Source organism: Cobetia crustatorum, from assembly GCF_000591415.1.
Classification (GTDB): Bacteria; Pseudomonadota; Gammaproteobacteria; order Pseudomonadales; family Halomonadaceae; genus Cobetia; species Cobetia crustatorum.
The window spans coordinates 34159-60780 of record NZ_JEMF01000010.1 but is presented as its reverse complement, the minus strand read 5'-3'; the positions used below and the strand labels follow the sequence as shown (position 1 = coordinate 60780).

Here is a 26622-nt window from a genome sequence, read left to right as displayed (position 1 = left end):
GAATCCCTCACGACCCACCAGATCTTGCCCCGTGCCTTTATTGGCGCGGGGCAATTTTTGTTGTGCCAAGGAAAACGTGTGTCGTCTCAAGGGATGCGTACTTGCGGCTCTCGCAGTTGGAGAGGGGAGTGTGCAGGAGTATCCTTGTAGAGTCCGTGACATGCGGGCAACGCTGCGGGCGATAGACGCCCAAGGCATATGCGGCAGCTTGGGGAGCCCAGCTGCTGCGCAGGCAGGGCCACCACGGGCCGTTCGCGTCCGAGGCCGAGTCCTGACCCACTCAGCACAGGGGGAGCCCCTGTGAGCAGGTGAGAGAGATATGAATAGCCTGACATACGCCACGCCGGGTCGTGAGGCCCACAATGCCGTCCGTGAGCAGGTGCGTGAGCATCTGGCCCGCGCATACTGCCCGACCCGCCCTGCAGCAGAAGATGCAGCCTTGATAAAAGAGATCAAGCAGCTGCTGATCGAGCGGGACGCTGCGTTGGTCGCACATTACTACTGCGATGACGCCATCCAGCAGCTCGCCGAGGAAACCGGTGGCTGTGTCGCCGATTCCCTCGAGATGGCTCGCTTTGGTGCCCGCCACGAGGCGTCGACGCTGATCGTCGCAGGGGTGCGCTTCATGGGCGAGACCTCCAAGATCCTGTCGCCAGAGAAGCGTGTTCTGATGCCGACGCTTGAGGCAACTTGCTCGCTGGACCTCGGCTGTCCTGAAGACGAATTTGCGGCTTTCTGTGACGCCCATCCAGAGCGTACCGTGGTGGTCTACGCCAATACTTCGGCTGCCGTGAAAGCGCGTGCAGACTGGGTAGTGACTTCCTCGATTGCTGTTGATGTCATCGAGCACCTGCACGCCAGGGGTGAGAAGATCATCTGGGCGCCGGACAAGCACCTGGGTGGCTACGTTCAGAAACAGACCGGCGCTGACATGCTGCTGTGGGACGGCGCTTGCATCGTGCACGACGAGTTCCGTGCTCAGGGAATCACGGACCTTCTCAAGGTCTACCCGGACGCCGCCGTGCTGGTGCACCCGGAATCCCCGCAGGCGGTGGTGGAGTTGGCCGATGTGGTGGGCTCTACTTCACAGCTGATCAAGGCGGCGGTGGAATTGCCTCATCGGCAGATGATCGTCGCCACTGATCGCGGTATCTTCTTCAAGATGCAGCAGGCAGCGCCGGACAAGCAGTTGTTTGAAGCGCCGACCGCAGGTAATGGCGCGACCTGCAAGAGCTGTGCGCACTGCCCATGGATGGCGATGAACGGACTGGAGAATCTGGCGGCCGTGCTACGGCGTGATCCGGCTCAGGCTAATCCCGAGGAGGTCTTTGTGGACGATGGCCTGCGTATGCGCGCCTTGAAACCGTTGACGCGCATGTTGGAATTCAACCGCTGATGTCTGGCCATTTCCTGATGTGATGGCACCAGGAATGGCTGAGTTGGACATGAAAAACCGCCGCTCCCGATTTCTCGGGGCGGCGGTTTTTCGTGCGGTACTTTACGTGTGTCATGCGCGCCGTCTGGCGCCTTCAGTCACAACGGATCAAAATTCATCGATGGCGTTGCGATAGCCTTTGAAGTCTTCGCGACGCGCGCTGATGCGGTTGGCCATACTGAAGTCGCCATCTTTACGTGCGGCCTCGTCAGCCAGCTTCAGCTGTGCGAAGGCGCGGTCCATGCGACCCTCCAGCTGATCGAATTCTGCACGGTAGAGGAAGGCCTCGGCCTTGTGTCCGCTACGACCACTGGCCTCCGAGGCAAGACTCCAGACCGCGGGGTCACTTGAGTGTTCTCGCAGGATATCCTCGAGTTGTTGGCGAGCGGCAGCAGGGTCTTGCTGTAGTGCGACTTCAGCCAGCGCCAGGCGTGTCGGGAGGTAGTCTGGTTGCAGGCGCAGCAGACGCTTGGCACGTTGGGTGGCCTCATCATAGCGGCGCGCATCACGCGCGACTTCGACGGCGCTTGCGCTGATCAACGTGAGATCAGGATGCTTGTCATGCAGGCGGTCCAGTGCGGCCAGTGACTTGTCGGTCTCGTTATTCTCAGCCAACGCCAGCGCCTGATAATAGGCAATGGCGTCAGGGTCTGGAGAGTCTCCGCGCAGTGTGATCAGCCCCTGCTCCGGTTGGCGAAGGTTGAGCGCCAGCAATGCACGAGCCGTACGAGTGAATAGGACAGCGTGGCCAGCGGATTAGGCGTTGCGGTCTTCAATTTGTCAGCACGGGCCTGGCTGTCACCGATGCGCGCTTCTGTCACGGGGTGAGTCAGCAGGAACTCCGGAGCATCGTTGCCCTGTAGGCTAGCCATACGCTGCATGGCGCGGAACATGCGCGGCATGGCTTTTGGATCGAAGCCCGCGCGTGACATCGCTTCAATGCCCACGCGATCGGCCTCTTGCTCGAAGCGCCGTGAGTAGGCCAGTTGATCGGAAATGGCGGCAGCTGTGTGCCCGCCATGGCCGCAATGCCGGCGGAACCACCGCCGCCAGCGGCGATCACCATGCCGGCAAGGAAGCCTGCTAGTGTCGGCAGGCGAGTTTCGGCTTGGCGCTCCATATTGCGCGCGAAATGGTGCTGGGAAAGGTGGCCAAGCTCGTGAGCGAGCACTGAAGCAAAGGCGTCGCGGTCTGGCGCAAAGGCGAACAGGCCGGTGTTTACGCCGACGACTCCACCGGGCACGGCGAAGGCGTTGAGCTGACTGCTGGCGACCAGTGTGATGATGAAGTTGCGATCATCCAGTTCGCTCCACGGGGCTAGTTGGCGGACTAGCCCGCCAATCCAATCCAGTGTGATGGGATCACCCCACTCGCGGACATGGGCGCGGAATTGGCGCAGCCAGGCACGCCCGATACGATATTCATCGTTGTTGGAAATACCGCCGCTGGCGCTGCCCAAGTCCGGTAAGCCATAGTCGTTCTGGGCGGCAGCCGATACGCTTACAGCAGGTGTGCTGAGGAGAAGAATGCCGAGCAGGATGCTCGGTAAACGCATGCTCGAGGGGCGTATGATCGCCTGTGATGATGTGGAGCGTCTCAGATGGGATAGCAACGACATGCAGGCAATCCTCTTGAATAAGGCGCAATGCGCAAGCCGCTCGGGCATAAGCACGTGGGCCAGACTGGCATTGGCAACCCCGCTGTTATTAGCTGATGGGGCGGAAAGTTGCTTTGTCAGGCAAGGTGCCCTTAAATCGGGGCGTTTTCAAGCTACGGTCTTCATGGCACGTAGCAGAACATCACAACGATAACGGAAGGGCAGATGGCATCCGAACGACCTACCGCTGAGACTGCGAATCCGATGATAGACCCAAAATCAGGTACCGACGCTCAACAGCTCGATGCTCGCGGTCTTCATTGCCCGCTGCCGCTGCTGCGCACCAAGCTCACGCTGGCCAGCATGGCTGCTGGCGAGCAGCTTGAAGTATTGGCCAGCGACGCCGGTGCCTGGGGGGATATTCCGGCTTATCTCGCGCTGAGTGATCATGCGCTCATCTCTCGCGAGGAAACCGCGAGCGGTGACTATCGTTTTCTGATCGCCGTGCAGTCCGAGGAAACCCCATCATGACCATGAAGACCCTGTTGCGCGGCTGGATCGAGCGTTATTTCTCCGATGAGGAGGCGGTGGTCCTGTTTCTGGTGCTAGTGCTGGTTTTTGCCGCCGTCATCTTGCTGGGCAGTATGCTGGCGCCTTTTTTCACTGCGCTGGTCGTAGCCTTCTTGCTACAAAGCGGTGTTAGCTGGCTGGAGCGCCGCGGCCTGCCGCGCTTGGCCGCCGTTAGCCTGATGACACTGGTTTTCATGGGCATCATGCTGGCTAGCGCGTTGATTTTGTTGCCGCTGGTCTGGCACCAGTTAGCCAACCTGATTCAAGAGATACCCGGCATGTTTGCTTCCAGCCAGCGTTGGCTGGGTGAGCTGCAAACGCGCTTCCCGGGATTGATTACGCCAGAGCAGGTTCAGCAGTGGATTGGGGCCGCTGGACGCGAGTTGACGCAATTCGGTCAGCGTGCCGTCTCGTTGTCACTAGCGTCGTTGGGCAATCTGATGGGCGTGATCATCTATCTGGTGCTGGTGCCGATTCTGGTGTTCTTCATGCTCAAGGACCGCGAACGGCTAGTCGATTTTACGCTGGCCCTGCTACCGAACAAGCGCCTGCTGATGAGTCGCGTCTGGAACGAGATGGATGACCAGATTGCCAACTTCGTGCGGGGCAAGGTGATCGAGATCGTCATTGTCGGCGGTATCAGCTATGTCACTTTCGTGGTGTTCGGGCTGCCGTACTCGGCGTTGCTGGCGATCGTGGTCGGCTTCTCGGTGCTGATCCCTTATATCGGCGCGGCAGGCGCAACGCTGCCGGTCGCAGCCGTCGCAGGTTTCCATTTCGGGTTGGGCGATACCTTCATGTACGTGATGGTGCCTACGGCATTATCCAGGCACTGGATGGCAACGTGCTGGTACCGTTGCTGTTTTCCGAGGCAGTCAACCTGCACCCGGTAGCGATCATTCTCGCCGTGCTGTTCTTCGGGGGCATTTGGGGCTTTTGGGGCGTGTTCTTCGCCATCCCGCTGGCAACCCTGATGAAGTCATTGCTGTATGCCTGGCCACGCCGAGCGCGTGCCGCGGAGAACATGGTCTGATGTGACCTTTGAAGATGAAAAAAGCCCCGCCATCTGGCGGGGCTTTTTTTGTTCATTTTCGGGTTCGGTGCATCAAGCGCCAGCACGAAGTCTCACGCTGCTGAGTTCAATTCGCGAGCCGCTTCCAGTACTTCCTCGACGTGGCCCTTGACCTTAACTCCGCGCCATTCGCGTGCCAGATTGCCATTAGCATCGATCAGGAAAGTGGAGCGCACGACGCCCATGCTCTCCTTGCCCATGAATTTTTTGAGGTGAATGACGTCAAAGACGCCGCACAGCACTTCGTCCGGATCGCTGATCAGCTCGAACGGATAGCCTTGCTTCTCACGGAAGTTCTCGTGGGTGCGCAAGCTGTCGCGAGAAACGCCGAAGATGATGGTGTTGGTGGCTTCAAACGCTTGCAGATGGTCGCGGAAGTCACCGCCTTCGGTGGTGCAGCCCGGGGTGTGATCCTTCGGATAAAAATAGATGACGGCTTGCTTGCCCTTGAGGCTTTCGGGCGTGACCACGGTATCGCTGGTGGCTTGAGAGGTGAAATCGGGGATTGGCTGACCGACGCTGACGCTCATCGTGTTCTCCTGGCAGAAAAGGTGCCACGCGTGAAAGCGGGTGGCAGAAGGAAGGATGGCTAAAAACGGGGCGGGTCGAAACACGCGGGCGAGAAACGGGCCGTCGCGCGAGTTTTTCGTGCCCTGTCCTGCATTACACGCAGGGTGTCGCAGCTTGTCAAAGTCCGCGTTACGGTGCGTGCTACAGCCCCGTACGCAAGCCATCGATCACAGCGATTGCCCCTTGTTGGCATGAACCTGTGCAGATGGCGCCTGTACAGGCTTCGATGGTCTTTGTAACATCGACATCATTGATACGGTTCGCGTGATGTCGTGCTCACGCATTCATGGTCTTGCGTTTACCACTTATGCCAGAGTTTGGCTCTTGTCTGCCCTCGTCCAGAAGGTAGAAAGAGCGGCTGGCGCATCAGGCACCAGAGGAGAGATCGAGGGATGATCACAGGTAGCATTGTCGCACTGGCGACCCCGATGAAAGCCACCGGCGAGATCGACTGGGACGCCCTGCGCCAGCTGGTCGGTTTTCACCTCGATAACGGCACCGATGCCATTGTGGCTGCCGGTACCACCGGCGAGCCCACCACCATGTCTTTTGCGGAGCATTTCGATGTGATTCGCTGCGTGGTCGAGACGGTTGCTGGCAAGATTCCGGTCATTGCCGGTACGGGTGCCAACGCCACCTCTGAAGCGGTTGAGCTGGCACGCTACGCCAAGGAAGTCGGCGCTGATTACTGCCTGTCTGTCGCGCCGTACTACAACAAGCCGACCCAGGAAGGGCTGTATCAGCACTTCAAGGCCGTCGCAGAGCAGGCCGGTATTCCGGTCATTCTCTACAACGTGCCGGGCCGGACTTGCTCCGATATCTACAACGAGACGGTCTTCCGTCTTGCTGAGCTCGACAATATTGTCGGCCTCAAGGACGCCACCGGTAATCTGGAGCGTGGTCAGGAGCTGATCGATCGTCTCAAGGATACTGACTTTGCGCTTTACTCCGGCGATGACGCGACAGCCTGTGACTTCATCCTGATGGGCGGGCATGGCGATATTTCCGTGACGGCCAACGTCGTGCCACGCTTGATGCACGACATGTGTACTGCTGCGGTTGCCGGCGATGCAGAGCGTGCCCATCAGATCAACACGCGCTTGATGCCGCTGCACTCCGCGCTGGGTGTCGAATCCAATCCGATTCCGGTCAAATACGCCATGCATCGCATGGGGATCGCACCGGAAGCTGGCATGCGTCTGCCGATGACCTGGTTGTCCGATCAGTATCACTCCACGGTTGATGAGGCGCTGCAATTGGCCAAGGTGCTTAACCAATGAGTCAGCGTATTGTGCCACTGGCCCTGTTGACCGCACTTGCGGTGGCGGGCTGCTCCAGTGATGGCTATTACTACGACCGTAACAGCGAATATGGGGATGCGAGCATTGCGCCGCCGCTCGAGCTGCCGGCGACCCGTAATGCAGCGGATTACCAGGATTCCATGCCGGTGCCGCAGGCCAGCAGTGACTTCCTTGCCAGCGAAGATTTTGAGGCACCGCGCCCTCAGCCGCTGGCGACCAGTGAGCAGGGCGAACGTGAATTCGTCGCTCTGCGTCAGAGCGGTGATGCCCGCTGGCTGGCAGTGAACGCTGCGCCGGCAGCTGTCTGGACACGACTGCAATCCTTTGCGCGTGACCAGGGTCTCGACGTGCAGAATATCGATGCCGGCAAAGGCGAGATCACGACCAGTCAAGGCGTGATCAGTGTCAGCCAGGGCTTGCGTTCCGACGCTTCCGAAGTGCGCTGTCAGCAAGGTGCCGGTGTGTCCGGTAGCTGTCTGAATGCCCTGCGCGGCTATCTGTCTGCTTCTTCTTCTGACAGTGGTGTATCGCTGGCAGCGCAGTCGCTGAGCCGTGATGACCGTGTACGCCTTGAAGGCCGTGACGGCACTTGGCAGGTCGATCTGGCACTGGATACCGAGCGCAGCTGGGCTGAGCTGCTGTATCAGCTGCAGAAGAACTTCAATACCGAATACCAGAAGCTGACCGACCAGAATCGCTCCAAAGGTGAATTCATGGTCGATTATATTCCGCGCGAAGATCGTGATGGTGGCTGGCTGGGTATCGGTGGTGACGGTGATCCGTTGCCGATGGTGCTGACACTGCGTGGCGAAGATGATCACACGTTGGTCACTGCACATCGTGCCGACGGTGAAGATACCTCGCCGGCACTGGCGCGCGAGTTGCTCGACGCCGTGGCGTCGACACTGCGCTGAGCATGCTGCTTGATACGCATTGCGCCGCCTCATCTGACGTTTCGTCGGATGAGGCGGTCGCGTCGTTTCAGTCCCTCTTTCCCGCACCCGAGGGCGGTGCAATAGCCTCTGGTCTGCTGGTTGAGGGGCGTCAGGGCGTAATGGCGATGGCGTCGCTTGGCAGTGGCAGCAAGGGCAACGGCACGTTGATAAGAACGCGTGAGGCGCTGGTGCTGGTCGATTGCGGCTTTACGCTCAAGGATACCGAGGCACGTCTGGCGCGCCTTGGAGTGCATCCTTCTCAGCTGGACGCCGTATTGGTGACGCATGAGCACGGTGATCACTTGAGTGGGGTTGGCCCGTTGGCGCGTCGACATAAAATTCCTGTGCATCTGACGGTGGGCACCTGGCTTGCTGGACGTGCGAAGAAGCTTGGGATATTGCCGACTCGTCACCTGATCACACCTCAGCTGGAATTCGCGATCAAGGATCTCGAGATTCTGCCGGTCACCGTGCCACACGACGCACGTGAGCCAGTGCAATTCGTGTTCAGTCGACGTGGTGAGACAACGGCGCGTCGACTGGGTGTGCTGACGGACCTTGGTCATGTCAGTGAGCATGTGTTGCAGTGCTTTTCGGATTGCGATGCCTTGGTACTGGAGTTCAATCACGATCCGCAGATGCTGGCGAAGGGCCCGTATCCGCCTAGTCTCAAGCGGCGTGTTGGCGGGCGTTTTGGGCATCTGGCTAATGCACAGGCCTGTGCTGCCTTGCCATATCTTGGGTTGGCACGTCTGCAACGACTGGTAGCGTCACATCTGTCAGAGCACAATAATCATCCGTCACTCGCCCGTGAGGCGCTTGCGCCTTGGCTTGAGGGTGACGATAGCCGCCTGATCATCGCCGCGCAGGACAGCGGCTTTGGTTGGCAGGCCATTGCCTGAATCACAAACGCCCGGTCGCTCTGCGATCGGCGTTTGTGATTCAGGACTAGCTGACCAGACGGACAGCTCTCAACGTATTCCGTCATGTGGTGGGTCTTTCATTCGGCCAACGACGTGGCTATCAAAGATTCAAGCGTGATCGAGCCAATTTCGACCGCCTAAACACTCGACGCTGTGTGCGTCATCAGGGGGAACCTCATGGAAAAGCGTGAAGCGCTCTACGCCGGCAAGGCCAAGTCTGTCTTCGTTACTGACGACCCGGATCTGCTGCTGCTGGAATTCCGCGACGATACCAGCGCCTTCGACGGCAAGCGTATCGAGCAGCTGGCGCGCAAGGGCATGGTGAACAACAAGTTCAATGCCTTCATCATGCAGAAGCTCAAGGCGGCCGGTATCCCGACTCACTTCGAGCGTCTGGTCAGCGATAACGAATGTCTAGTCAAGCGCCTCGACATGATGCCGGTGGAATGTGTGGTGCGTAACATTTCCGCGGGTTCGCTGGTACGTCGTCTAGGCATCGAGGAAGGCCTCGAGCTCACACCGCCGACCTTTGAGTTGTTCCTCAAGAACGATGCGATGGGTGACCCGCTGATCAATGAATCGCTGGTCGAGACCTTCGGCTGGGCAGAGCCTGCACACCTGGCGCGCGCCAAGGAACTGACCTTCCAGGTCAACGACATTCTCAAGAAGCTGTTTCTCGACGGCGGCATGCTGCTGGTCGATTACAAGCTGGAATTCGGTGTCTTCAATGGCGAAGTCGTGTTGGGTGATGAATTCTCACCGGACGGTTGCCGTCTGTGGGATGCCGAGACGCGCGAGAAGCTCGACAAGGACCGCTTCCGTCAGGGGCTGGGTGGCGTGATCGAAGCCTATGAAGAAGTCGGTCGCCGTATCGGTATCGACTTCACTGCGTGATGGCGGCCTGACGATTCGTCGTCACGCTGTAAAGTGCATGAAAAAACGCTCCCTCTGCCATTGGTAGAGGGAGCGTTGTTGTTGATGGGGCAGGGGCCAGAATGATGTTGTCAAAAACGTCGCTTACGAAGAGCGCAGGCTTGCCAGTTCGATTACCTGCCGCGCGACGCTCGCCAGCGCGTGGTCCTGACCTTCGTCATCCAGACTGCCATCCTCGCGGAAGGCGCTCCCCGCACGTGACACTGCGATCTGCTGTGGCGTGACCAGCATGCCGAGATTGTTCAGGTACAGGCGTACGAAGGGCAGGGCGCGCATGCCACCCATGGCCCCCGGTGAAGCGGAGACGATGCCGACCGGCATGCCGCGCAGTGCATCCATGCCGCTCTGACCATCAGTCGCGGGACGCGATAGCCAATCGAAGGTGTTCTTGAGCAGCGGGCTAAAGAAGCCGTTGTATTCCGGTGTCGCCAGCAGTAGCCCTTGATGACTGGCGAACAGCGCTTGTAGGTGATCAGCGCTGGCAGGCCGGCCGCTGACCTCTTCGCTATCGCCATCGTAGAGTGGCATCGGGAAATCGTTGAGGTCGAGCAGAGTAATCTCGGCACCTGATTCACCGGCCAGATGCGCCAGACGGGTGATCAGGCGGCGATTGACAGAGGACTTGCGGGTACTGGCGGCGAAGGCTAGTAGGCGGACGCTCATACGGCAGACTCCCGAGAGATGGCGGATAAACAGCAAGTAGTCGACATACCTGCCCAGTATGGGCAGTCAGCGAGGTTATCTGCCATCCCGCAATTCGTCTTGCCTGATGTAGTTCAGAGGAATATGCCGTTGCGTTCATCTGCTCAAGCGGTGGTGTTGATGAGAGTGATCGATAGGAAGCGTTACGCAGTGACGATGGATTGAACCTGCATGAACAATTGGTCGTCCGGCTGAGTGAGCGCAGTAAAGCGTACATCTACATCCACCAGACGTACGCCATACTGACGCTGACCATCGGCTGGCTTGGCAGCGTGATAAGCCGGGCGTGGGTCCTGTGCGAGTACTTCCTCGATCAATGCGCGCAGGGTGGCGTGATCGGCCCGCTGCTGGAGTGTCTCGGTGGCGGCTGTGCTGAAGACGACTGCATGACGAGCAGGCGCTGCCGGTGCATAACCGGCTTGGGCATCGGGAACAGCATCGACCCACGGCAGATACGGCTTGATATCCATGACTGGCGTGCCATCGAGCAGATCATGTCCGCGTAGCAGCAAGCGCACGCCATTGTCGCTCGAGCTGGCCCCGCTCTTGCGTGCCCCGGTTTCGACGCCGGCCAGCTCAACGACAGACTGACCCAGACGATTAGGGCGGTGCGTGCTGCGTGACGCAAACACGCCGGTACGTGCGTTTCCGCCAAGGCGTGGTGGTCGGATCAGCGGCGTCCAGCGGGTAGGGCTTGCGTGAAACAGGAAGTGGATCCATAGATGGCTGAACCCCTCAATGTCGCGTACGCAATCCGGGTCATCGAAGGGCGGCAGTAGATGGAGGATGGCGGTGGCATGACGTGCCAATCCCGGCTGACGGGGAATGCCGAACTTGTCCGGATAGCAGCTCTCGATGATACCCACCGGCTGCATGGCCTGTTCGCTCAGGGCGGCTGCTTGTTCGCATAAATGCACGGGAAGCCGCGGCAACCGACGTGCCAGCGCAGTAGCCTCGCCAGTCGCGTCTGGTACTGGGGAGTGATCCATGTGATCTGAGGGAGTCATGATAAGTCGTCGACAATGGGCGTGAGAAAAGCGCACTCGATAGAAAACAAGAAAAGCAGCGCAAAAAAAGAGTCGTAGACGCCATGATGCCACGCTCGGTAGCGCGTGGCATGTCTTGCGCCATGACGGCCTCATCCCATGATTGCCGCGCGCCATGACTGGTCTCGCCTTGCCGGCTTGTGTAGTCTGCCGCGAGAGCATCGCCTCGCAGCGCTGCATCGTGATGCTGACGTATGGGCTGATTGCCCCACGGGACTCTTGAGGGCCACTTTCATCATGTCAGACCCTATCACCATTGCCGCCACTTCTTCGGGCGTACAGTCGATGTTGGACCTGGACCGTCTTGCGCAGGCGAGCCAGCAGTTGATTGAGGCTGGGCGAGCGCTGGACGCCGCAAGCCAGGTACCCGCGACCGGTGGTAATTTCTCTTGTCGTCTGAGCGACACCTTGATGGCAGTGACCGCCTCGGGCTGCCACAAGGGCCGTTTGACGACAGCTGATGTCCTGGTCAGCGATTTCGCCGTCAGGTTGCTGGGCACCTCCCGCAAGGCCTCTGATGAGGCGCGTCTGCATGGTCAGCTGTATGAAGACCTGCCTGAGGCTCACGCGATTCTGCATACCCACTCCCGTGCGGCCACGGTGCTGTCGCTGTGTCACGTCGGCGATACGCTGAGTCTTGAGGGTTTTGAACTCAACAAGGCGCTGGAGGGTGTCAAAAGCCACGAGACACCGGTACGTCTGGCAATATTCGACAATACTCAGGACATCGCGGCGCTGGCGCTTGATGTTCGGGTACGGCTGCAAGTGGATGCCAATCTTCACGGCTACCTGATCCGTGGCCATGGCCTCTACACCTGGGCCAGCAGCATGACTGCCTGCCGCCGTCATATCGAAGCACTCGATTTCCTGATGGGCTGTGAACTGGAACTGAGGAGACAGCGATGAGCTTTCTAGCGATCTACGCCGAACAGGACGCCTCGCGTCCGCAGTTGCTCACCACCGATGGTGCGCAGATCGCCCGTGAGCTTGAAGCCGAGGGTATTCGCTTCGAGCGTTGGACGGCGGGCTGTGAGATGAGTGACCCGACCGATCAGACCCAGGTGCTGGCGGCCTATGCCGATGATGTGGCACGCCTCAAGGCCGAGAACGGTTTCGTTACTGCTGACGTGATCGGCTTGACGCCTGATCATCCTGAGCGGGCGGCCTTGCGCGGCAAGTTTCTCGATGAGCATCGTCATGCTGAGCACGAAGTACGCTTTTTCGTACGCGGCAGCGGCATCTTCTATTTGCATCTGGGTGAGCGCGTCTTCGCGGTCGGCTGTGAGCAGAATGATCTGATTGCGGTACCGGCAGGTACACCGCATTGGTTTGATATGGGGCCGACGCCGGATTTCACCGCCATCCGCCTGTTCACCAATCCAGAAGGCTGGGTCGCCAACTTTACCTCCAGTGACATCGCGAGCCGTTTTCCGCGTCACGAGTCATTGGCTGAGCACTTCACCCAGACAGCAGCCCCACATTCCGAGGAGTCCGCATGATTCGCGCCATCGTCACCGATATCGAGGGCACTACCGGCTCGATCCGCTTCGTGCATCAGGTGTTGTTCCCTTATGCACGCCAGCATCTTGGCGATTTCCTGCGCGAGAATGCCGAACGTGCCGACGTGGCGGAGCAGATCGCCGCCACCCGCGCGCTGGCCGAAGCACCCGAGGCCAGTGTCGAAGGCGTGATCGCTATCCTGGAAGGCTGGATTGACGCGGACCGCAAGGCCACGCCGCTCAAGGCTCTACAGGGGATGGTGTGGGCGCGGGGCTATGAGGCTGGTGACTTCACGGGACATGTCTATCCTGATGCGGTGAAGGGGCTTCGCGATTGGAAGGAACGCGGACTGTCCTTGTATGTCTACTCTTCAGGCTCTATTCAGGCGCAGAAGCTGTTGTTCGGTCATTCTGATGGGGGAGATCTGACACCGTGGTTTGCTGGCTACTTCGATACCACTACTGGTCCCAAGCAGGAAGCCGATAGTTATCGCCGCATTGCTGGTCAACTCGGGATACCGGGTGCCGAGATTCTATTCCTGTCCGATGTCGTCGCTGAGCTGGACGCCGCCGCCGCTGCCGACTTTCAGACATGGCAGCTAGTGCGCGAGCCGAACATGGTTACCGGTGACCATCCGCAGGCTAGTAGATTTGATGAGATATCCTTCAGCGGTTGAGTCAATAGCATTGGCTTGCAGGGACATTGGCAGGCTTTCTTTCGGGAGGGCATAAGGGGGACGAACGATTGCACAGTCAGACAGATAGCAGCGAAGTACAGGACGTTCGCATCAGTATCGTGCCGGCGTGCACCCAGCATGCGGCAGATCAGGCCGAGGTGTTTTATCAGGCTGTCATGCAGGGGGCAGCAGGCTTTTATGATCTGGCACAGCGTGAACAGTGGGCAGGACGTGTACCGCGTGATGCAGAGCGCTGGGCTGCACGTCAGCACCGCTTCGAGGTATTGGTGGCTGAGCGTGATGGTCGTTGCATCGGCTTTTGCGAGTACGCCCCCGAGTGGCCGTTGGCACGCATCGAGATGCTATATGTCTATCCAGGCCTGACGGGACAGGGTATCGGCTCACAATTGCTTGCTGCTGCCGAGAGTGACTTGCGTCGACGTAGTGTGCGCGTGGTGAGTCTTGAAGCCAGTCTGATGCTATCACCGGGACTGGTGCGCCGTGGCTGGGAGAGTTTAGGGCTGGAGCACGTCAAGCGTAATGGAATCTGCCTCAAGCGTGAGCGTTTCGAGAAGCGTCTCGACGAGTGAGTGCAAGTTCGTGACAAGAAAGCGCCCTCAGCGATCGCTCGCTGGGGGCGCTTTGCGTCAGTCATCTGGGCGCAGGATCACCGGCATGATAGCTATGACGTGATGAATGTGGCGGGTGTCAGGCCATGGTATCGACGATTCCGCCTTCCACACGCAATGCAGCGCCCGTAGTGGCACTGGCCTGCTCAGAGGCGGCATAGACACTCATGTTGGCCACTTCCTCCGTTGTCGCAATGCGCTGAATGATGGAGGACGGACGGGTTTGCCTGACGAAGTTGGCCTCAACCTCTTCGAGCGTGCTGCCTTGCTCCTCGGCACTCTTCCTGAGCATTTCCACCACACCTTCGGAGCGTGTCGGCCCCGGCAAGATAGCATTGACGGTGACATTGGTTCCGGCCAGGACCTTGGCCAGGCCTCGAGAGACGGACTGTACGGCAGACTTGGTCATGCCGTAGTGGACCATTTCACTGGGAATGTTGAGCGCGGATTCGCTGGAGAGAAACTGGATACGGCCCCAATTGCGCTCTTTCATGCCGCGAGCGTAATGGCGCGACAAGCGCACGCCTGACATCACGTTGACCTGAAAGAATTGCTCCCAGGTGTCGTCATCCGTCTCGAAGAAGTCCTGTGGCGCAAAGATACCGACATTGTTGATCAAAATGTCGGTGTCCGGCACGGCGCGAATCAGCGTGTCGCAGCCCTCGCGAGTACCAAGATCTGCCGCTACGCCCTGTACTCTGCTATCTGGCAGCTCTCGTCGAAGACTAGCCACGGCCTCATCAACCCGTGATTGCTGGCGGCCAGTGAGAGTGACGCTGGCGCCTGCATGGGCAAGGCCCGAGGCAATGGCGTAGCCGATACCCGCGGTGGAGCCACTGATGATGGCACTACGTCCGGTGAGATCGATTTGCATGCATCCTCCTTCACAAAGCGGGAAGCTTCACGTGACAGTAGAAATGTCCTGACACTCTGCAAGGCATGATGTCGGGAGACAGGTAAAACAAGGGTGAAGGCGATGCGGATCAGATCTTGCGCAGGTGCATATGACGCAACAGCCCACCGGGGCCCAGGTCACGATCACCCAGTCGCTTTACGGCATGCTCTTGCAGCAGGCTGTCCAATGGTACGCTGAGGTTGGTGGCGATCAGCCGTGCCAGTGGGTTGAGCAGCCGCCGGATCACACCGGCCGGCTGCTGACCGCGCAAGCCCTTGTCGAGCAGTGACAGTTCCCCATCGTGGGCCAGCACGCGCAACGCCTCATTCAGGGCAGCCTGTGGTTCAGGTACCACGGCAATGATCAGGTGGGCGATCACTACATCGAAGTAACCGTCAGGGAAATCGAGTGCCATGGCGTCGCCCTGTTTTACGTTGGCATCAAAGCCCAGCGTCTCGGCACGTTCACGGCAACGGCGCAGCATGGCGGGAGAGGCATCGATGACTTCAAGTTCGATATCGCGCGGTAGGAAGGGCAGATCGAGCCCCGTACCTGCCCCAAGTAGCAGTACGCGCGTCCCGGCTTTCAGGTCCAGTGTGGCAAGTGCCTCACGGCGTGCCGACTTCAGTGCGCGCGCTGCTACCTGATCGTAAATCGGTGCGTAAAGACTCCAGCGAGCTGTCTTCCAGCCTCTGCGTGCTTTGGAGGTACTGGCAGGTGGAGGCGTGACGGGAGAAAAAGGGGACATGGGCGCCTCCCTGGCGGCATGGCAAGCAGGATGCCCCCTCAAGGAGGCAGAGCCTGCCGGTTGGCTAGCGGGTTTCGACAGTGTAGACGCGCATCGACAGATCGATGGCGGTTACATCCTTGGTCAGCGCGCCTATTGAGATGCAGTCCACGCCGGTGGCAGCGATGCCGGGCAAAGTAGTCTCGTTGACGTTGCCTGACGCCTCCAGCACTGCCGGCGTGGCATGTGCCTTGTTGCGGGCGACGGCTTCGATCAGCTGCGCGTTATCGAAGTTATCCAGCATGATGACGTCGGCACCGGCATCCAGCGCCTGGGCCAGCTCCTCGAAATTCTCGACTTCCACTTCGCAGGTCAGGTCAGAGGCGATGTCGCGTGCCTCACGCACGGCTGCCGCGATGCTGCCACAGGCGGCGATGTGGTTTTCCTTGATCAGGAAGGCGTCATACAGACCGATGCGGTGATTGTGGCCACCCCCGCAGCTGACGGCGTATTTCTGGGAAACCCGCATGCCGGGCAGGGTTTTGCGAGTATCCAGCAGGCGTACATCGCTGCCTTTTACCAGCGTCGCATAGTGATTGGCGCGAGTGGCAGTACCGGACAGAGTCTGCAACAAGTTGAGCGCTGCGCGTTCGCCAGTCAGCAGTGAGCGCGCCGGGCCTTCCAGCTCAAGGAAGGGCTGATCGGCGTCGATACGGTCACCATCGCTGGCAAGCCACTTGAGGCTGACGCGCGAATCGAGGCGACGAAATAGCTCATCGACCCACGGTACTCCGCAGAGTATTGCTGGCTCACGGCTTATGACGCGGGCCTTGGCCCACTGGCGCTCCGGAATCAGTTCGGCAGTGATATCGCCACCGCCGACATCTTCGGCAAGCAGGCGGGCGGCACTGGTACGGATATCTTCGGCGAGGGCGTCGTGGAAGTGCATGCGTATCGGGTCCTTGTGCAAAAAGTGCTGCCGGAGCAGGGCTGTTGGCGGCGGAACGCCGCTGACACAGACCCATAGCTGCCGAGCATGCCATAATGAGAGCCATTATAGGAAAAGCCACGCGAGCGGTCAGTCACTGTTCGTCTGGTGCGAGGACAATATGCGCTATTGCTCAACCTTGCCCGCCCTACGTGCGATGCCGTTCCCGTCTGGAGTTCTTGATGCCCCCCTTTTCTTCCTTCCCACGGTCGGGCCAGTTGGCACGCCTGTCGGTCACCGCCGAGCACTGGCTGGAGAGCGCCCGCTGCGTGCCCTCGCCCAATCATAATGCCCGCCCTGAGGGAGAAGTGTCGGCGCTGGTGTTGCATTCCATCAGTTTGCCGCCAGGGCGTTTCGGTGGGCCTGCCATCGAACAGCTATTCACCAATCAGCTCGACCCCGACGCACATCCCTACTTCGCCGACATCCATCAATTGCGTGTCTCTGCACATGTGCTGATCCAGCGCGATGGGCGGCTAGTGCAGTTTGTGCCTTTTGACCGGCGTGCCTGGCATGCCGGTCGCTCACGTTGGCATGACGGTGAGCGTGAGCGGGTCGAGCTCAATGATTTCAGTATTGGTATCGAGCTGGAAGGTGATGAGGTTCACCCGTATCGCGATGTGCAGTACCGCACCTTGGCACGCGCTGTCGCAGGGCTGTTGCAACGTTACCCAGCACTGACGCGCGATCGGATTACTTCGCATGCGCGGATTGCGCCGTTGCGCAAGACGGACCCTGGTCCTGCGTTTGATTGGGCGTATTTTGATCGGTTATTGGATGACATTCAGGGCTAAGGTCGTGGTCGCGCCGCAATGGTGCATTGCAGCATCGTAGATGCAGATTTTTACTGATGGTCGACGAAGTGCGCTGTGGCGGGGCATGTTGGTAGTTTTATTACACGCTCGGTCGACAAGCCTTATATGAACGGGGTGTGAATCCCTGCCGAAAAGTGGCGCAAGCCAGTGGTGAGGCGGGGAAGGCATTACCTGCATTATTGCGTGAGGACTCTGCTCTCCGAATTGGCACGGGGGGGTGTTTGCGGTATCTTTCACGCCAAATGACGGCATCTTGTGCCCCGCTTTGGCGCACAACGCATGTCGCACCTGACGGTCGGTCAATGCCGCCTCAGACGCTTTATCGGAGATGTAGCCCACTCAGAAGCTACGCCCACACTGAAGAGCGCCACTGGTTCCGACGTAGCATTTCGTCGGAACATCTGACAAAAAATTTCTTCACTCGGAGAGACGTCTATGAGTCTGGAGGCAAGAGAAGATCTCGATCCGATCGAAACCACGGAATGGTTGGACTCCCTGGAATCGGTTCTGGATCGCGAGGGCGAAAATCGTGCCCAGTACCTGATGTCACGCCTGGCCGACCGTCTGCGTCGTGATGGCCATCAGGTACCCTTCTCGGTGACCACGCCCCATCGCAACAGTATCCCTGTGCATCGCGAAGCGCGCATGCCAGGCGACCTGTTCATGGAGCGTCGTATCCGTTCGCTTATCCGTTACAACGCCATCGCTCAGGTGATCCGCAATAACCGTGCCCATAAGGGCCTGGGCGGTCACATCTCGAGTTTCATGTCCAGTGCGACGCTTTATGACGTAGGTTTCAACCACTTCTTCCGTGCGCCGGAAGGGGACTTTGAAGGCGACCTGCTGTATATCCAGGGCCATGTGGCGCCGGGTATCTATGCACGTTCCTTCCTGGAAGGCCGTCTGTCCGAAACACAGATGGATAGCTTCCGTCAGGAAGTTGACGGCAATGGCCTGTCTTCCTACCCGCACCCGTGGCTGATGCCGGATTACTGGCAGTTCCCGACCGTTTCCATGGGGCTGGGTCCGATTCAGGCGATTTACCAAGCGCACGTCATGAAGTACCTCAACTCGCGTGAGTTGAAGTCCATGTACGACCGCAAGGTATGGTGCTTCATGGGTGACGGCGAGTGTGATGAGCCGGAATCTCTGGGGGCCATCTCGCTGGCTGGCCGTGAGAACCTCGACAACCTGATCTTCGTCATCAACTGCAACCTGCAGCGTCTTGACGGTCCGGTTCGCGGCAACGGCCGCATCATGGATGAGCTGGAAGGCGTCTTCCGTGGTGCCGACTGGAACGTGCTCAAGGTCACTTGGGGCCGTTTCTGGGATCCGCTGTTCGAGCAGGACAAGAAAGGCATCCTGCAAAAACGCATGGATGAAGCCGTCGACGGTGACTACCAGAACTACAAGGCTAACGGTGGCGCGTACACGCGCGAGCACTTCTTCGGCAAGTATCCGGAGACAGCCGATCTGGTCAAGGACATGTCAGATGACGACATCTGGCGTCTAAACCGTGGTGGTCACGATCCGTACAAGGTCTACGCGGCGTACCACGAAGCGGTCAACAACTCCAATGGTCGTCCGACCGTCATCCTGGCGCATACCGTCAAGGGTTACGGCATGGGCATGGGCGATGGCGAAGCCGCCAACGAAGCCCACCAGGTCAAGACCATGGAATACGAGGCGATGAAGACATTCCGTGATCGCTTCGGTATCCCGTTGACCGATGAACAGCTGGAAGAAGTGCCGTACTACAAGCCGGCCGATGACAGCCCGGAAATGAAGTACATGCACTTGATGCGTGAGCGCCTTAACGGCTATCTGCCGCAGCGCCGCACCGAGTACGAAACGCTGGAAATTCCGCCGCTGGACGACAAGATCTTCGCGTCCCAGCTCAAGGGTTCCAACGGCCGCGAAGTGTCCACCACCATGGCCTTCGTGCGCGTGCTCAATGGCCTGGTCAAGCACAAGACTCTCGGCGAGCGTGTCGTCCCGATCATCCCTGATGAAGCACGTACCTTCGGTATGGAAGGCATGTTCCGTCAGCTGGGGATCTACACGGCGGCGGGTCAGAAGTACGAGCCGGTCGACAAGGGTCAGATCATGTATTACCGCGAGGACCAGAAAGGTCAGGTTCTCGAGGAAGGCATCACCGAAGCGGGCGCCATGTCAGCATGGATCGCGGCGGCAACGTCGTATGCCAACCACAACCTGCCGCTGATGCCGTTCTACGTTTATTACTCGATGTTCGGCTTCCAGCGTATCGGTGACCTGGCGTGGGCCGCAGGCGATCTGCAGGCGCGTGGCTTCCTGGTCGGTGGTACCGCGGGTCGAACAACGCTGAATGGCGAAGGCCTGCAGCACCAGGATGGTCACAGCCATATCCTGGCCTCGACCATTCCGAACTGCCGTACCTACGATCCGACCTATGCGCATGAAGTGGCGGTCATCGTGCAGGACGGCATGAAGCGCATGTTCGAGCAGCACGAGCCGATCTTCTATTATCTGGCAGTGATGAACGAAAACTACGAGCAACCCGTGCTTGAAACGGTGCCCGCAGACGACATCATCAAGGGTATGTATCTGCTCAAGGAAGGCGCGAAAGACGGTAAGGCACGCGTTCAGTTGATGGGCTCCGGCACCATCTTGCGTGAAGTCGAAGCGGCTGCGGTGATGTTGAAGGATGACTACGGTGTCGATGCTGACATCTGGAGCGTCACCAGCTTCAATGAGCTGCGTCGTGAAGCGCTTGAGTTTGAACGTCAGTCCTTCCTCAAGCCGGAAGAGACCCCGGCCAAGCCGCACATCACGAAGTGCCTGGAAGGGCGTGATGGACCGGCCATCGCAGCGACAGATTACATGAAGCTGTTCGCCGACCAGGTACGCGCTTGGGTGCCGACTGACTATCACGTGCTCGGTACCGATGGTTTCGGCCGTTCCGATACCCGCGAGAAGCTGCGTCACTTCTTTGAAGTGGACCGTAACTTCGTCACCGTTCAGGCCCTCAAGGCGCTGGCGGACCGCGGTGAGATTGACCGCAAGGTCGTCTCGGAAGCGATCAAAACCTATGGCATCGACCCCAATAAGCCGAATCCGCTGAACGTCTAAGCGGAGATCGCGGAACAGGCGAGCGGCACTTCACCTATCAAGATGACGGTGATAATAGTGCCGCTCCCCGTGCACGTTTTGGAAGGAGCACGATCTTGAGCAGCGAAATCATCAAGGTTCCCGACATTGGCGGTAGCTCCGATGTCGAGATCATCGAGGTAACGGTGGCGGTGGGAGATGTGATCTCTGCCGAAGACACCATGATCACGCTTGAGTCCGACAAGGCCAGCATGGATGTGCCGGCACCGAAGGGCGGCAAGGTGGTAAAAATTCTCGTCAAGGAAGGCGATACCGTCTCCGAAGGCGATGACATTCTGGAGCTGGAAGCGGAAGGCGAGAGCGATGCTCCTGCTGAGGAAGCTTCCGAGCCTGCTCAGGAAGCGCCGAAAGCTGACGCTCCCAAGCAGGAAGCTTCGAAAGAGGAGCTCCGCAGCAGGCAGCCCCTCAGAAGGCCGCTGCCGGTGGCACACAGACCGTCGACATCGTCGTGCCGGATCTGGGTGATTCCGAAGCTGTGCCAATCATCGAGATGGGTGTGTCCGAAGGCGATGAAGTTGACGCCGAAGATGCGCTGATCACGCTGGAATCTGACAAGGCCAGCATGGACGTCCCGAGCCCGCACAAGGGCAAGATCGTCAAGCTGACCGTCAAGGAAGGTGACAGCGTCGCTTCCGGTGATGTCATCGGTCAGATGGAAATCGCAGGTGAAGGCGGTGACAGTGCCTCCTCCAACGATGCGGCCTCTACCGAGTCAGCCCCGGCAGAACAAGCGTCTGAAGAGCAGGCAGCTGAAGCGCCAGCCGAAGAAGAGCAGACGTCCGGCGAGCCGCAGCGCAAGGAATTGCGTGTGCCTGACATCTCTGGCAGCGATGCTGTGCCGATCATCGAGATGGGCGTGGCAGTCGGTGATGAGGTCAGCGAAGAAGATGCGCTGATCACGCTCGAATCCGATAAGGCGACGATGGATGTGCCCAGCCCGTATGCGGGCAAGATCGTCGAGCTTTCCGTCAAGGAAGGTGACTCGGTCTCTGAAGGCGACCTGATCGGTTACATCGAAGTGGCAGGTGCTGCTCCGGCGCCGAAAGCTGCCAAGGCAGAAGCTCCGGCCGCTCCCAAGGCTGCCGAAGCGAAGAAGCCGACTCCGACGCCGGCTGAAACACCGAGTCCGGAAGCGCAGATGGCGGCACAGAAGCCGAGCAAGGGCGCCAAGTCACACGCTGGCCCGGCTGTCCGTCTGTTGGCCCGCGAGTTCGGGGTTGATCTTGCTGACGTCACGCCAAGCGGTCCGAAAGGTCGCGTGGTGAAGGAAGACGTCCAGGCTTACGTCAAGCAAGTGATGAAGAAGGCCAAGTCCGCACCGGCAGCTTCCGCTGCGCAGGCCACCGGCGGTGCCGGTATCCCGCAGGTGCCGGATCAGGACTTCAGCCAGTTCGGTGAGATCGAAGAGTCGAAGATGGGCCGCCTGATGAAGGCTGGTGCCACCAATCTGCATCGCAGCTGGCTCAACGTCCCGCACGTGACTCAGTTTGACGAAGCCGATATCACCGAACTTGAGGCCTTCCGCAAGTCCATGAAGGCCGAGGCGGAAGCCGCGGGTGCCAAGCTCACGCCGTTGCCGTTCATGATCAAGGCGGCAGCGCATGCGCTGGCCAAGTACCCGCAGTTCAACGTCAGCCTCAAGTCTGACGGCGAGACCCTGGTGCACAAGAAGTACGTGCACATTGGTATCGCAGTGGATACGCAGGATGGCCTGATGGTGCCGGTGATCCGTAATGCGGATCAGAAGAGCCTTCTGGATCTGGCTCGCGAATCCGTTGAGCTGGCCAAGAAGGCACAGACCAAGAAGCTCAAGCGCGAAGAGATGACCGGTGGTTGCTTCACCATCTCGAGCCTTGGCTCGATTGGTGGGACTGCCTTCACGCCGATCGTCAACACGCCGGAAGTCGCCATCCTGGGTGTCTCCAAGGCGCAGATGAAGCCGATGTGGGATGGCGCTGCCTTCCAGCCGCGTCTGATGATGCCGCTGTCGCTGTCCTACGATCACCGTGCAGTCAACGGAGCAGATGCGGCGCGCTTCACCGCCTATCTGGCTCAGGTGCTGACTGACGTGCGTCGTATGCTGCTGTAACGACAGATGCAGTCATCTCTGTGAGCGACGTATTGCTCACTGACAGAACGGCCTCCTTCGGGAGGCCGTTTTTTTTGTGTCTGGCGCATCTCGAGAGCGTTGGCGCGTCAATGACGGCATATCTGTTGCTGATTCACGCAACATGCCATGATTCCTGCCAGGAAGAGTGCCGTGGCGCGACTCATCGGATGATGGGGGACGGGCGTCAGCAGGCGCGCTTCACTGAACCCTATTGGATCGGTCAAGGAGCAAGGCAATGGAATGGCTGATGGACCCTTCGGCGTGGGTGGCCCTGGCAACCCTGACCGCACTGGAAATCGTGTTGGGTATCGACAACATCATCTTCCTGTCGATTCTGGTGGCACGTCTGCCGGAGTCTCAGCGTCAACGTGGCCGCATGATCGGGCTTGGGTTGGCGATGGGCATGCGTATCGTGTTGCTACTGTCGTTGTCGTGGCTGATGTCACTGACCGCGCCGTTGTTCAGCGTGGCGGACTTCAGTTTCTCCGGGCGTGATCTGATTCTGGTCTTCGGCGGACTGTTCCTGCTCGGCAAGAGTACCCATGAGATTCATGCCAATCTGGAAGGGGAGGATCCCGCGGAAGAGGGTGCGAAGAAAGGGGGGGCCAGCTTCATGGCGATCATGCTCCAGATTGCACTGATCGACATCGTCTTCTCGCTGGATTCGGTGATCACGGCCGTCGGAATGGTAGATCAGCTCATGGTCATGATCATCGCCATCGTCATCTCGGTGGGCATCATGATGGTAGCCGCCAAGCCGATTGGCGACTTCGTCGATAGCCACCCGACCATCAAGATGCTGGCGCTGTCCTTCCTGATCATGGTCGGCATGATGCTGATGGTGGAAGGCTTTGGGGTTCACGTTCCCAAGGGCTATATCTATGTGGCAATGGCTTTCTCGCTGGCGGTGGAGATGCTCAATATCCGTCTGCGCGGCAAGCGCGCCAAGGCAGTGCATCTGCGTCGGAGTAGCCAGGCAGAAAAGACGACCGAATAAGCGTTCACGTGCAAACCGCTTGAATTTTCCGGTGCCCCTGCGACTCAGAGTCGCAGGGGCACTTTTGTTTGTAGCATTGCACTGATGGCATGCATTGATAGCAACAGTTGATAGCGCTCCCTGATGTCCCGAGCACTACGGCCGCGCGAGGCGGCATACGCGCCTTTGGTGTGCTTGTGCCATTGCCGTGTGAGCGGTATCGTCGGGTTATACATTGCATGCCAATGACATAATGAGATCGCAAGTGCGGGCAAATAGTGAGTGCTCGTCACCAGTCGGTCCAATACCTGTTTTCATTCTGGTAATCGACGATTTCGGTTATTTCAACGACATCGATAGCGTCGACGATCAGAGCGCCTCGGATGGCCATCTGCTACCGAGGGCGGGGCGCGCAAGCGTCAGATGACTTTTTTGACACCTGTTTCATATTTTTCGTTTGCACATTCAAGGAGCAGTACCGATGCGTTTGATCCTGTTGGGCGCCCCCGGCGCCGGCAAGGGCACCCAAGCCCAGTTCATCTGCGAGCGTTTCAACATTCCGCAGATTTCCACCGGGGACATGTTGCGCGCCGCAGTCAAGGCCGGCAGCGAGCTGGGACTCAAGGTCAAGGAGATCATGAATACTGGCGGGCTAGTGTCCGACGAGATCATCATCGCCTTGGTCAAGGAACGCATCAGCCAGTCTGACTGCGAGAATGGCTTCCTGTTTGATGGTTTCCCACGGACGATTCCGCAAGCGGACGCCATGAAGGAAGCCGGTGTGAAGCTTGATCACGTGGTCGAGATTGCGGTGGCCGATGAAGAAATCGTCAAACGTTTGTCTGGCCGTCGTGTGCATCCGGATTCCGGTCGCGTCTATCACATCGAGTACAACCTGCCGCGCGAAGAGGGCAAGGACGACGTCACTGGTGAAGCGCTTATCCAGCGTGAGGATGACCGCGAAGCTACCGTGCGCAACCGTCTGTCGGTCTACCATGAGCAGACCGAACCGCTGGTCGAGTACTATTCCAGCTGGGCTGCCACTGGTGCTGCGCAAGCGCCCGCCTACCATCGTATCGAAGGCATCGGCTCTGTCGATGACATTCGTGGTCAGCTGGTCAGTGCGTTGGAGCACTGAGCGCCGCTACCCGTCATTGCAACATTGCATGACTGACGCGATTCGAAAACGCCCGCAGACATTGTCTGCGGGCGTTTTTTTAGGGGTATGAAAAAGAAATCGTGAGTTGCGGTATTTCACTCTCCAGCGTGGCTGCGGGGGGTACGGCACGACTGACGCCCGCTGCCGACACCTGCCGTGGACAGCCTGCGTCTTTTGCTGCTTACGGCGGACAGGTAGAATCGCGTCACATTTTTCTGACGACGAACCGCCCATGACCACGCTTCTGGCCATTGATGCATCCTCCTCCGCCTGTTCCGTTGCCCTATGGCAAGACGGCGTTGTTACTGCCGAGCGTTGTGAGGCCCCTCGTCAGCATACCCAGCTGATGATGCCGATGATTGAGGCACTCCTCGCGAGGGCTGATGTCGCCTTGAATGACCTCGACGCACTGGCCTACGGCCACGGGCCAGGTTCTTTTACCGGCCTGCGTATCGCTGCCGGCACTATTCAAGGGCTGGCGTTCGGGCTCAACTGCCCCGTCATTGGGGTCTCGACGCTCAAGGCGCTGGCGCTGCAGGCCCATCGTCATCACCACGCACGCTTCGTGTTGCCGATGCTTGATGCTCGCATGGGTGAACTCTACACCGGCGCTTACCGCGTCATGACGCGCAGTGATGGCGAGTTGAATATCGAGCAGGTGCTGCCAGAGCAAGTCTGTGCACCGGGACTGCTCGAGTTACCGACAGACCTGCGTGAGCATGACTGGTTGGCGATTGGCTCTGGTCTGGTCATGCATGACGAACTGCCTGAAGTGCTGCGTGCCAGCCTGGCGCAGCGTCTGCCAGAGCCCCAGCCAGATGCCGAGGACATGGTGATGCTGGCAGCACAGGCGTTTGCCCGTGGTGAGGCCGTACCTGCCGTCGAGGCGCAGCCGGTTTATCTGCGCAATGAAGTCGCGTGGCGCTGATCGCCTCATAAGATTGGTACAAGGTTTTATCGTCAAACTGTTCTATCAAGCGTGACGCCACTCTTGTCGTCCGTGTGGGCTATCTGAGGCCCGATGTTTAAAAAGGATTTTTCATGGAACTCATGCATGTGGTGGCATTGGCCATCATTCAGGGGCTGACGGAATTTCTCCCGATCTCGTCCTCGGCTCACCTGATTCTGCCGTCTCAGGTGTTTGGCTGGCCAGATCAAGGGTTGGCCTTCGATGTCGCAGTTCACATCGGTACGCTGCTCGCCGTGGTGATGGCCTTTCGCAAGGATGTCATCAATATTCTGGGTGGCTGGTTTGGTCAGTTCAGTGGTTCTGGCACGCTAGCCACTCGTCAGACGGAAGATAGTCGCCTCGGGTGGGCAGTATTGCTGGCGACGCTGCCGGCCGTCATCTTCGGGGGATTGTTCGGTGATGTGGTAGAAACGGCTGGGCGCTCCATTGCCGTGATCGGGACGACGACCATCGTGTTTGGTCTGTTGCTGTGGTGGGCGGATGCCAAGGGGACACGTACGCGTGATCTGGCGACGCTGACCTTGAAAGGTGCGCTGATCATTGGCCTGTTTCAGGCGCTGGCGCTGATTCCCGGTACGTCTCGCTCCGGTATCACCATCACTGCTGCACTGATTCTGGGCTTCGAACGCCAGAGCGCTGCGCGCTTCTCTTTCCTGCTGTCGATTCCGCTGATTCTGGCGGCCGGGGGGCTCAAGGGGCTGGAGTTGATCGAGACGGGTACCGAGGCGCAGCTATTTGATGTGGCGCTGGGTGTCCTGCTGTCCTTCCTGTCGGCACTGGTCTGCATCAAGTTGTTCCTCAAGGCAATCGATAGCATCGGCATGTTGCCGTTCGTGATCTATCGCTTGCTGCTGGGTGGCCTGCTGTTCGGCATGTTGCTGCTGTAAGCGTTACGCTGGATGGCGTAAGCTTGACTACTGACGGCGTCGCACTTGCGGCGCCG

Annotated in this window: 25 protein-coding genes and 2 pseudogenes; 18 read left to right on the top strand and 9 right to left on the bottom strand. The window is 59.1% G+C overall.

Features of this window, described 5'->3' with window-relative positions:
- The first annotated feature begins 319 nt into the window (after nucleotides 1-319).
- Nucleotides 320-1396: a quinolinate synthase NadA gene (gene nadA, locus BF12_RS0102245; protein ID WP_024950848.1), complete on the top strand. Its 1077-nt coding sequence runs from the start codon at nucleotides 320-322 to the stop codon at nucleotides 1394-1396.
- Nucleotides 1397-1543: 147 nt separating this feature from the next.
- Here the strand turns inward: nadA and BF12_RS22585 are convergent, their stop codons facing one another.
- The 3 genes from BF12_RS22585 to BF12_RS22580 are packed head-to-tail and all read right to left on the bottom strand — an operon-like array spanning nucleotide 1544 to nucleotide 3053.
- On the bottom strand, nucleotides 1544-2149 hold the full coding sequence (locus tag BF12_RS22585; RefSeq protein WP_248623592.1) for a tetratricopeptide repeat protein: 606 nt from the start codon (nucleotides 2147-2149) through the stop codon (nucleotides 1544-1546).
- The gene (locus BF12_RS23055; protein ID WP_282705478.1) at nucleotides 2110-2367 is read right to left on the bottom strand and encodes a M48 family metalloprotease; all 258 of its coding nucleotides are present in this window, start codon (nucleotides 2365-2367) and stop codon (nucleotides 2110-2112) included. The genes BF12_RS22585 and BF12_RS23055 overlap by 40 nt, the downstream gene beginning before the upstream one ends.
- Nucleotides 2265-3053 (bottom strand): M48 family metallopeptidase, encoded by a 789-nt coding sequence (locus BF12_RS22580; protein WP_282705477.1) that lies wholly within the window; start codon nucleotides 3051-3053, stop codon nucleotides 2265-2267. The genes BF12_RS23055 and BF12_RS22580 overlap by 103 nt, the downstream gene beginning before the upstream one ends.
- A gap of 204 nt (nucleotides 3054-3257) precedes the next feature.
- Between BF12_RS22580 and BF12_RS0102235 the strand changes: the two genes are divergently transcribed.
- Both BF12_RS0102235 and BF12_RS18315 read left to right on the top strand, forming a co-directional pair.
- Nucleotides 3258-3563, top strand: coding sequence for a sulfurtransferase TusA family protein (locus BF12_RS0102235; protein WP_248623591.1), 306 nt, complete (start codon nucleotides 3258-3260; stop codon nucleotides 3561-3563).
- A pseudogene (locus BF12_RS18315) lies at nucleotides 3560-4635 on the top strand (AI-2E family transporter). Before BF12_RS0102235 ends, BF12_RS18315 begins: the two are co-directional and overlap by 4 nt.
- Nucleotides 4636-4727: 92 nt before the next feature.
- Here BF12_RS18315 and BF12_RS0102225 read toward each other — a convergent pair.
- Entirely contained in the window at nucleotides 4728-5204 is a 477-nt protein-coding gene (locus BF12_RS0102225) for a peroxiredoxin (protein ID WP_024950846.1), read from the bottom strand.
- A gap of 432 nt (nucleotides 5205-5636) precedes the next feature.
- On the opposite strand from BF12_RS0102225, the gene dapA reads away from it, so the two are divergent.
- The 4 genes from dapA to purC all read left to right on the top strand — a co-directional run bounded on the left by dapA (nucleotide 5637) and on the right by purC (nucleotide 9297).
- Nucleotides 5637-6524, top strand: a complete 888-nt coding sequence (gene dapA, locus BF12_RS0102220) for a 4-hydroxy-tetrahydrodipicolinate synthase (RefSeq protein WP_024950845.1) — start codon at nucleotides 5637-5639, stop codon at nucleotides 6522-6524.
- On the top strand, nucleotides 6521-7459 hold the full coding sequence (locus tag BF12_RS0102215; protein WP_024950844.1) for a hypothetical protein: 939 nt from the start codon (nucleotides 6521-6523) through the stop codon (nucleotides 7457-7459). The genes dapA and BF12_RS0102215 overlap by 4 nt, the downstream gene beginning before the upstream one ends.
- A gap of 140 nt (nucleotides 7460-7599) precedes the next feature.
- Entirely contained in the window at nucleotides 7600-8382 is a 783-nt protein-coding gene (locus BF12_RS0102210) for an MBL fold metallo-hydrolase (RefSeq protein WP_024950843.1), read from the top strand.
- Nucleotides 8383-8580: 198 nt separating this feature from the next.
- Nucleotides 8581-9297 (top strand): phosphoribosylaminoimidazolesuccinocarboxamide synthase, encoded by a 717-nt coding sequence (gene purC / locus BF12_RS0102205; RefSeq protein WP_024950842.1) that lies wholly within the window; start codon nucleotides 8581-8583, stop codon nucleotides 9295-9297.
- A 123-nt stretch (nucleotides 9298-9420) separates the two neighbouring features.
- Here purC and BF12_RS0102200 read toward each other — a convergent pair whose 3' ends face one another.
- Entirely contained in the window at nucleotides 9421-9999 is a 579-nt protein-coding gene (locus BF12_RS0102200) for an NADPH-dependent FMN reductase (protein WP_024950841.1), read from the bottom strand.
- Nucleotides 10000-10181: 182 nt separating this feature from the next.
- Nucleotides 10182-10913 carry a tRNA (N6-threonylcarbamoyladenosine(37)-N6)-methyltransferase TrmO gene (gene tsaA, locus BF12_RS0102190; RefSeq protein ID WP_024950839.1) on the bottom strand — a complete coding sequence of 244 codons (732 nt, stop codon included), beginning with the start codon at nucleotides 10911-10913 and terminating at the stop codon, nucleotides 10182-10184.
- A 408-nt stretch (nucleotides 10914-11321) separates the two neighbouring features.
- Between tsaA and BF12_RS0102185 the strand changes: the two genes are divergently transcribed.
- The 4 genes from BF12_RS0102185 to BF12_RS18310 all read left to right on the top strand — a co-directional run bounded on the left by BF12_RS0102185 (nucleotide 11322) and on the right by BF12_RS18310 (nucleotide 13850).
- A complete protein-coding gene (locus tag BF12_RS0102185; protein WP_248623590.1) occupies nucleotides 11322-11990 on the top strand; it encodes a methylthioribulose 1-phosphate dehydratase in 669 nt (222 codons plus the stop codon).
- A complete protein-coding gene (locus BF12_RS0102180) occupies nucleotides 11987-12583 on the top strand; it encodes a 1,2-dihydroxy-3-keto-5-methylthiopentene dioxygenase (RefSeq protein ID WP_024950837.1) in 597 nt (198 codons plus the stop codon). The genes BF12_RS0102185 and BF12_RS0102180 overlap by 4 nt, the downstream gene beginning before the upstream one ends.
- Nucleotides 12580-13260 (top strand): acireductone synthase, encoded by a 681-nt coding sequence (gene mtnC, locus BF12_RS0102175; RefSeq protein WP_035158662.1) that lies wholly within the window; start codon nucleotides 12580-12582, stop codon nucleotides 13258-13260. The genes BF12_RS0102180 and mtnC overlap by 4 nt, the downstream gene beginning before the upstream one ends.
- Before the next feature lie 68 nt (nucleotides 13261-13328).
- Complete coding sequence (locus BF12_RS18310) at nucleotides 13329-13850, top strand: GNAT family N-acetyltransferase (protein ID WP_035158659.1); 522 nt, start codon at nucleotides 13329-13331, stop codon at nucleotides 13848-13850.
- 118 nt (nucleotides 13851-13968) lie between these two features.
- On the opposite strand, the gene BF12_RS0102165 is transcribed toward BF12_RS18310, so the two are convergent.
- From BF12_RS0102165 to nadC, 3 genes are all read right to left on the bottom strand, one after another.
- The gene (locus BF12_RS0102165; RefSeq protein ID WP_024950835.1) at nucleotides 13969-14763 is read right to left on the bottom strand and encodes an SDR family NAD(P)-dependent oxidoreductase; all 795 of its coding nucleotides are present in this window, start codon (nucleotides 14761-14763) and stop codon (nucleotides 13969-13971) included.
- 109 nt (nucleotides 14764-14872) lie between these two features.
- Nucleotides 14873-15532: a class I SAM-dependent methyltransferase gene (locus BF12_RS18305; RefSeq protein WP_024950834.1), complete on the bottom strand. Its 660-nt coding sequence runs from the start codon at nucleotides 15530-15532 to the stop codon at nucleotides 14873-14875.
- Between the two features lie 64 nt (nucleotides 15533-15596).
- Complete coding sequence (gene nadC / locus BF12_RS0102155; RefSeq protein WP_024950833.1) at nucleotides 15597-16460, bottom strand: carboxylating nicotinate-nucleotide diphosphorylase; 864 nt, start codon at nucleotides 16458-16460, stop codon at nucleotides 15597-15599.
- A gap of 221 nt (nucleotides 16461-16681) precedes the next feature.
- Between nadC and ampD the strand changes: the two genes are divergently transcribed.
- From ampD to BF12_RS0102120, 7 genes and pseudogenes are all read left to right on the top strand, one after another.
- Nucleotides 16682-17293 (top strand): 1,6-anhydro-N-acetylmuramyl-L-alanine amidase AmpD, encoded by a 612-nt coding sequence (ampD, locus tag BF12_RS0102150; protein WP_084487928.1) that lies wholly within the window; start codon nucleotides 16682-16684, stop codon nucleotides 17291-17293.
- A gap of 456 nt (nucleotides 17294-17749) precedes the next feature.
- Nucleotides 17750-20425 carry a pyruvate dehydrogenase (acetyl-transferring), homodimeric type gene (gene aceE / locus BF12_RS0102145; protein ID WP_024950831.1) on the top strand — a complete coding sequence of 892 codons (2676 nt, stop codon included), beginning with the start codon at nucleotides 17750-17752 and terminating at the stop codon, nucleotides 20423-20425.
- A gap of 95 nt (nucleotides 20426-20520) precedes the next feature.
- Nucleotides 20521-22553: pseudogene (gene aceF, locus BF12_RS18295) on the top strand (pyruvate dehydrogenase complex dihydrolipoyllysine-residue acetyltransferase).
- Between the two features lie 256 nt (nucleotides 22554-22809).
- Complete coding sequence (locus BF12_RS0102135; RefSeq protein WP_024950830.1) at nucleotides 22810-23571, top strand: TerC family protein; 762 nt, start codon at nucleotides 22810-22812, stop codon at nucleotides 23569-23571.
- A 460-nt stretch (nucleotides 23572-24031) separates the two neighbouring features.
- Nucleotides 24032-24688, top strand: a complete 657-nt coding sequence (gene adk / locus BF12_RS0102130; protein WP_024950829.1) for an adenylate kinase — start codon at nucleotides 24032-24034, stop codon at nucleotides 24686-24688.
- Between the two features lie 253 nt (nucleotides 24689-24941).
- Nucleotides 24942-25637: a tRNA (adenosine(37)-N6)-threonylcarbamoyltransferase complex dimerization subunit type 1 TsaB gene (tsaB, locus tag BF12_RS18290; RefSeq protein ID WP_035158653.1), complete on the top strand. Its 696-nt coding sequence runs from the start codon at nucleotides 24942-24944 to the stop codon at nucleotides 25635-25637.
- A gap of 113 nt (nucleotides 25638-25750) precedes the next feature.
- Nucleotides 25751-26566 carry an undecaprenyl-diphosphate phosphatase gene (locus tag BF12_RS0102120; protein WP_024950828.1) on the top strand — a complete coding sequence of 272 codons (816 nt, stop codon included), beginning with the start codon at nucleotides 25751-25753 and terminating at the stop codon, nucleotides 26564-26566.
- The last annotated feature ends 56 nt before the right edge of the window (nucleotides 26567-26622 follow it).

Coding starts and splice junctions, on each gene's coding strand:
- BF12_RS22580 (WP_282705477.1), bottom strand. CDS start 3,053: ATGTCGTTGCTATCCCATCTGAGACGCTCCACATCATCACAGGCGATC.
- aceE (WP_024950831.1), top strand. CDS start 17,750: ATGAGTCTGGAGGCAAGAGAAGATCTCGATCCGATCGAAACCACGGAA.
- BF12_RS0102180 (WP_024950837.1), top strand. CDS start 11,987: ATGAGCTTTCTAGCGATCTACGCCGAACAGGACGCCTCGCGTCCGCAG.
- tsaA (WP_024950839.1), bottom strand. CDS start 10,913: ATGCAGCCGGTGGGTATCATCGAGAGCTGCTATCCGGACAAGTTCGGC.
- nadC (WP_024950833.1), bottom strand. CDS start 16,460: ATGCACTTCCACGACGCCCTCGCCGAAGATATCCGTACCAGTGCCGCC.
- BF12_RS18305 (WP_024950834.1), bottom strand. CDS start 15,532: ATGTCCCCTTTTTCTCCCGTCACGCCTCCACCTGCCAGTACCTCCAAA.
- BF12_RS0102235 (WP_248623591.1), top strand. CDS start 3,258: ATGGCATCCGAACGACCTACCGCTGAGACTGCGAATCCGATGATAGAC.
- BF12_RS0102185 (WP_248623590.1), top strand. CDS start 11,322: ATGTCAGACCCTATCACCATTGCCGCCACTTCTTCGGGCGTACAGTCG.
- BF12_RS0102165 (WP_024950835.1), bottom strand. CDS start 14,763: ATGCAAATCGATCTCACCGGACGTAGTGCCATCATCAGTGGCTCCACC.
- BF12_RS0102210 (WP_024950843.1), top strand. CDS start 7,600: ATGGCGATGGCGTCGCTTGGCAGTGGCAGCAAGGGCAACGGCACGTTG.
- dapA (WP_024950845.1), top strand. CDS start 5,637: ATGATCACAGGTAGCATTGTCGCACTGGCGACCCCGATGAAAGCCACC.
- BF12_RS0102200 (WP_024950841.1), bottom strand. CDS start 9,999: ATGAGCGTCCGCCTACTAGCCTTCGCCGCCAGTACCCGCAAGTCCTCT.
- purC (WP_024950842.1), top strand. CDS start 8,581: ATGGAAAAGCGTGAAGCGCTCTACGCCGGCAAGGCCAAGTCTGTCTTC.
- BF12_RS0102225 (WP_024950846.1), bottom strand. CDS start 5,204: ATGAGCGTCAGCGTCGGTCAGCCAATCCCCGATTTCACCTCTCAAGCC.
- nadA (WP_024950848.1), top strand. CDS start 320: ATGAATAGCCTGACATACGCCACGCCGGGTCGTGAGGCCCACAATGCC.
- tsaB (WP_035158653.1), top strand. CDS start 24,942: ATGACCACGCTTCTGGCCATTGATGCATCCTCCTCCGCCTGTTCCGTT.
- ampD (WP_084487928.1), top strand. CDS start 16,682: ATGCCCCCCTTTTCTTCCTTCCCACGGTCGGGCCAGTTGGCACGCCTG.
- mtnC (WP_035158662.1), top strand. CDS start 12,580: ATGATTCGCGCCATCGTCACCGATATCGAGGGCACTACCGGCTCGATC.
- BF12_RS0102215 (WP_024950844.1), top strand. CDS start 6,521: ATGAGTCAGCGTATTGTGCCACTGGCCCTGTTGACCGCACTTGCGGTG.
- BF12_RS0102120 (WP_024950828.1), top strand. CDS start 25,751: ATGGAACTCATGCATGTGGTGGCATTGGCCATCATTCAGGGGCTGACG.
- adk (WP_024950829.1), top strand. CDS start 24,032: ATGCGTTTGATCCTGTTGGGCGCCCCCGGCGCCGGCAAGGGCACCCAA.
- BF12_RS0102135 (WP_024950830.1), top strand. CDS start 22,810: ATGGAATGGCTGATGGACCCTTCGGCGTGGGTGGCCCTGGCAACCCTG.
- BF12_RS23055 (WP_282705478.1), bottom strand. CDS start 2,367: ATGTCACGCGCGGGCTTCGATCCAAAAGCCATGCCGCGCATGTTCCGC.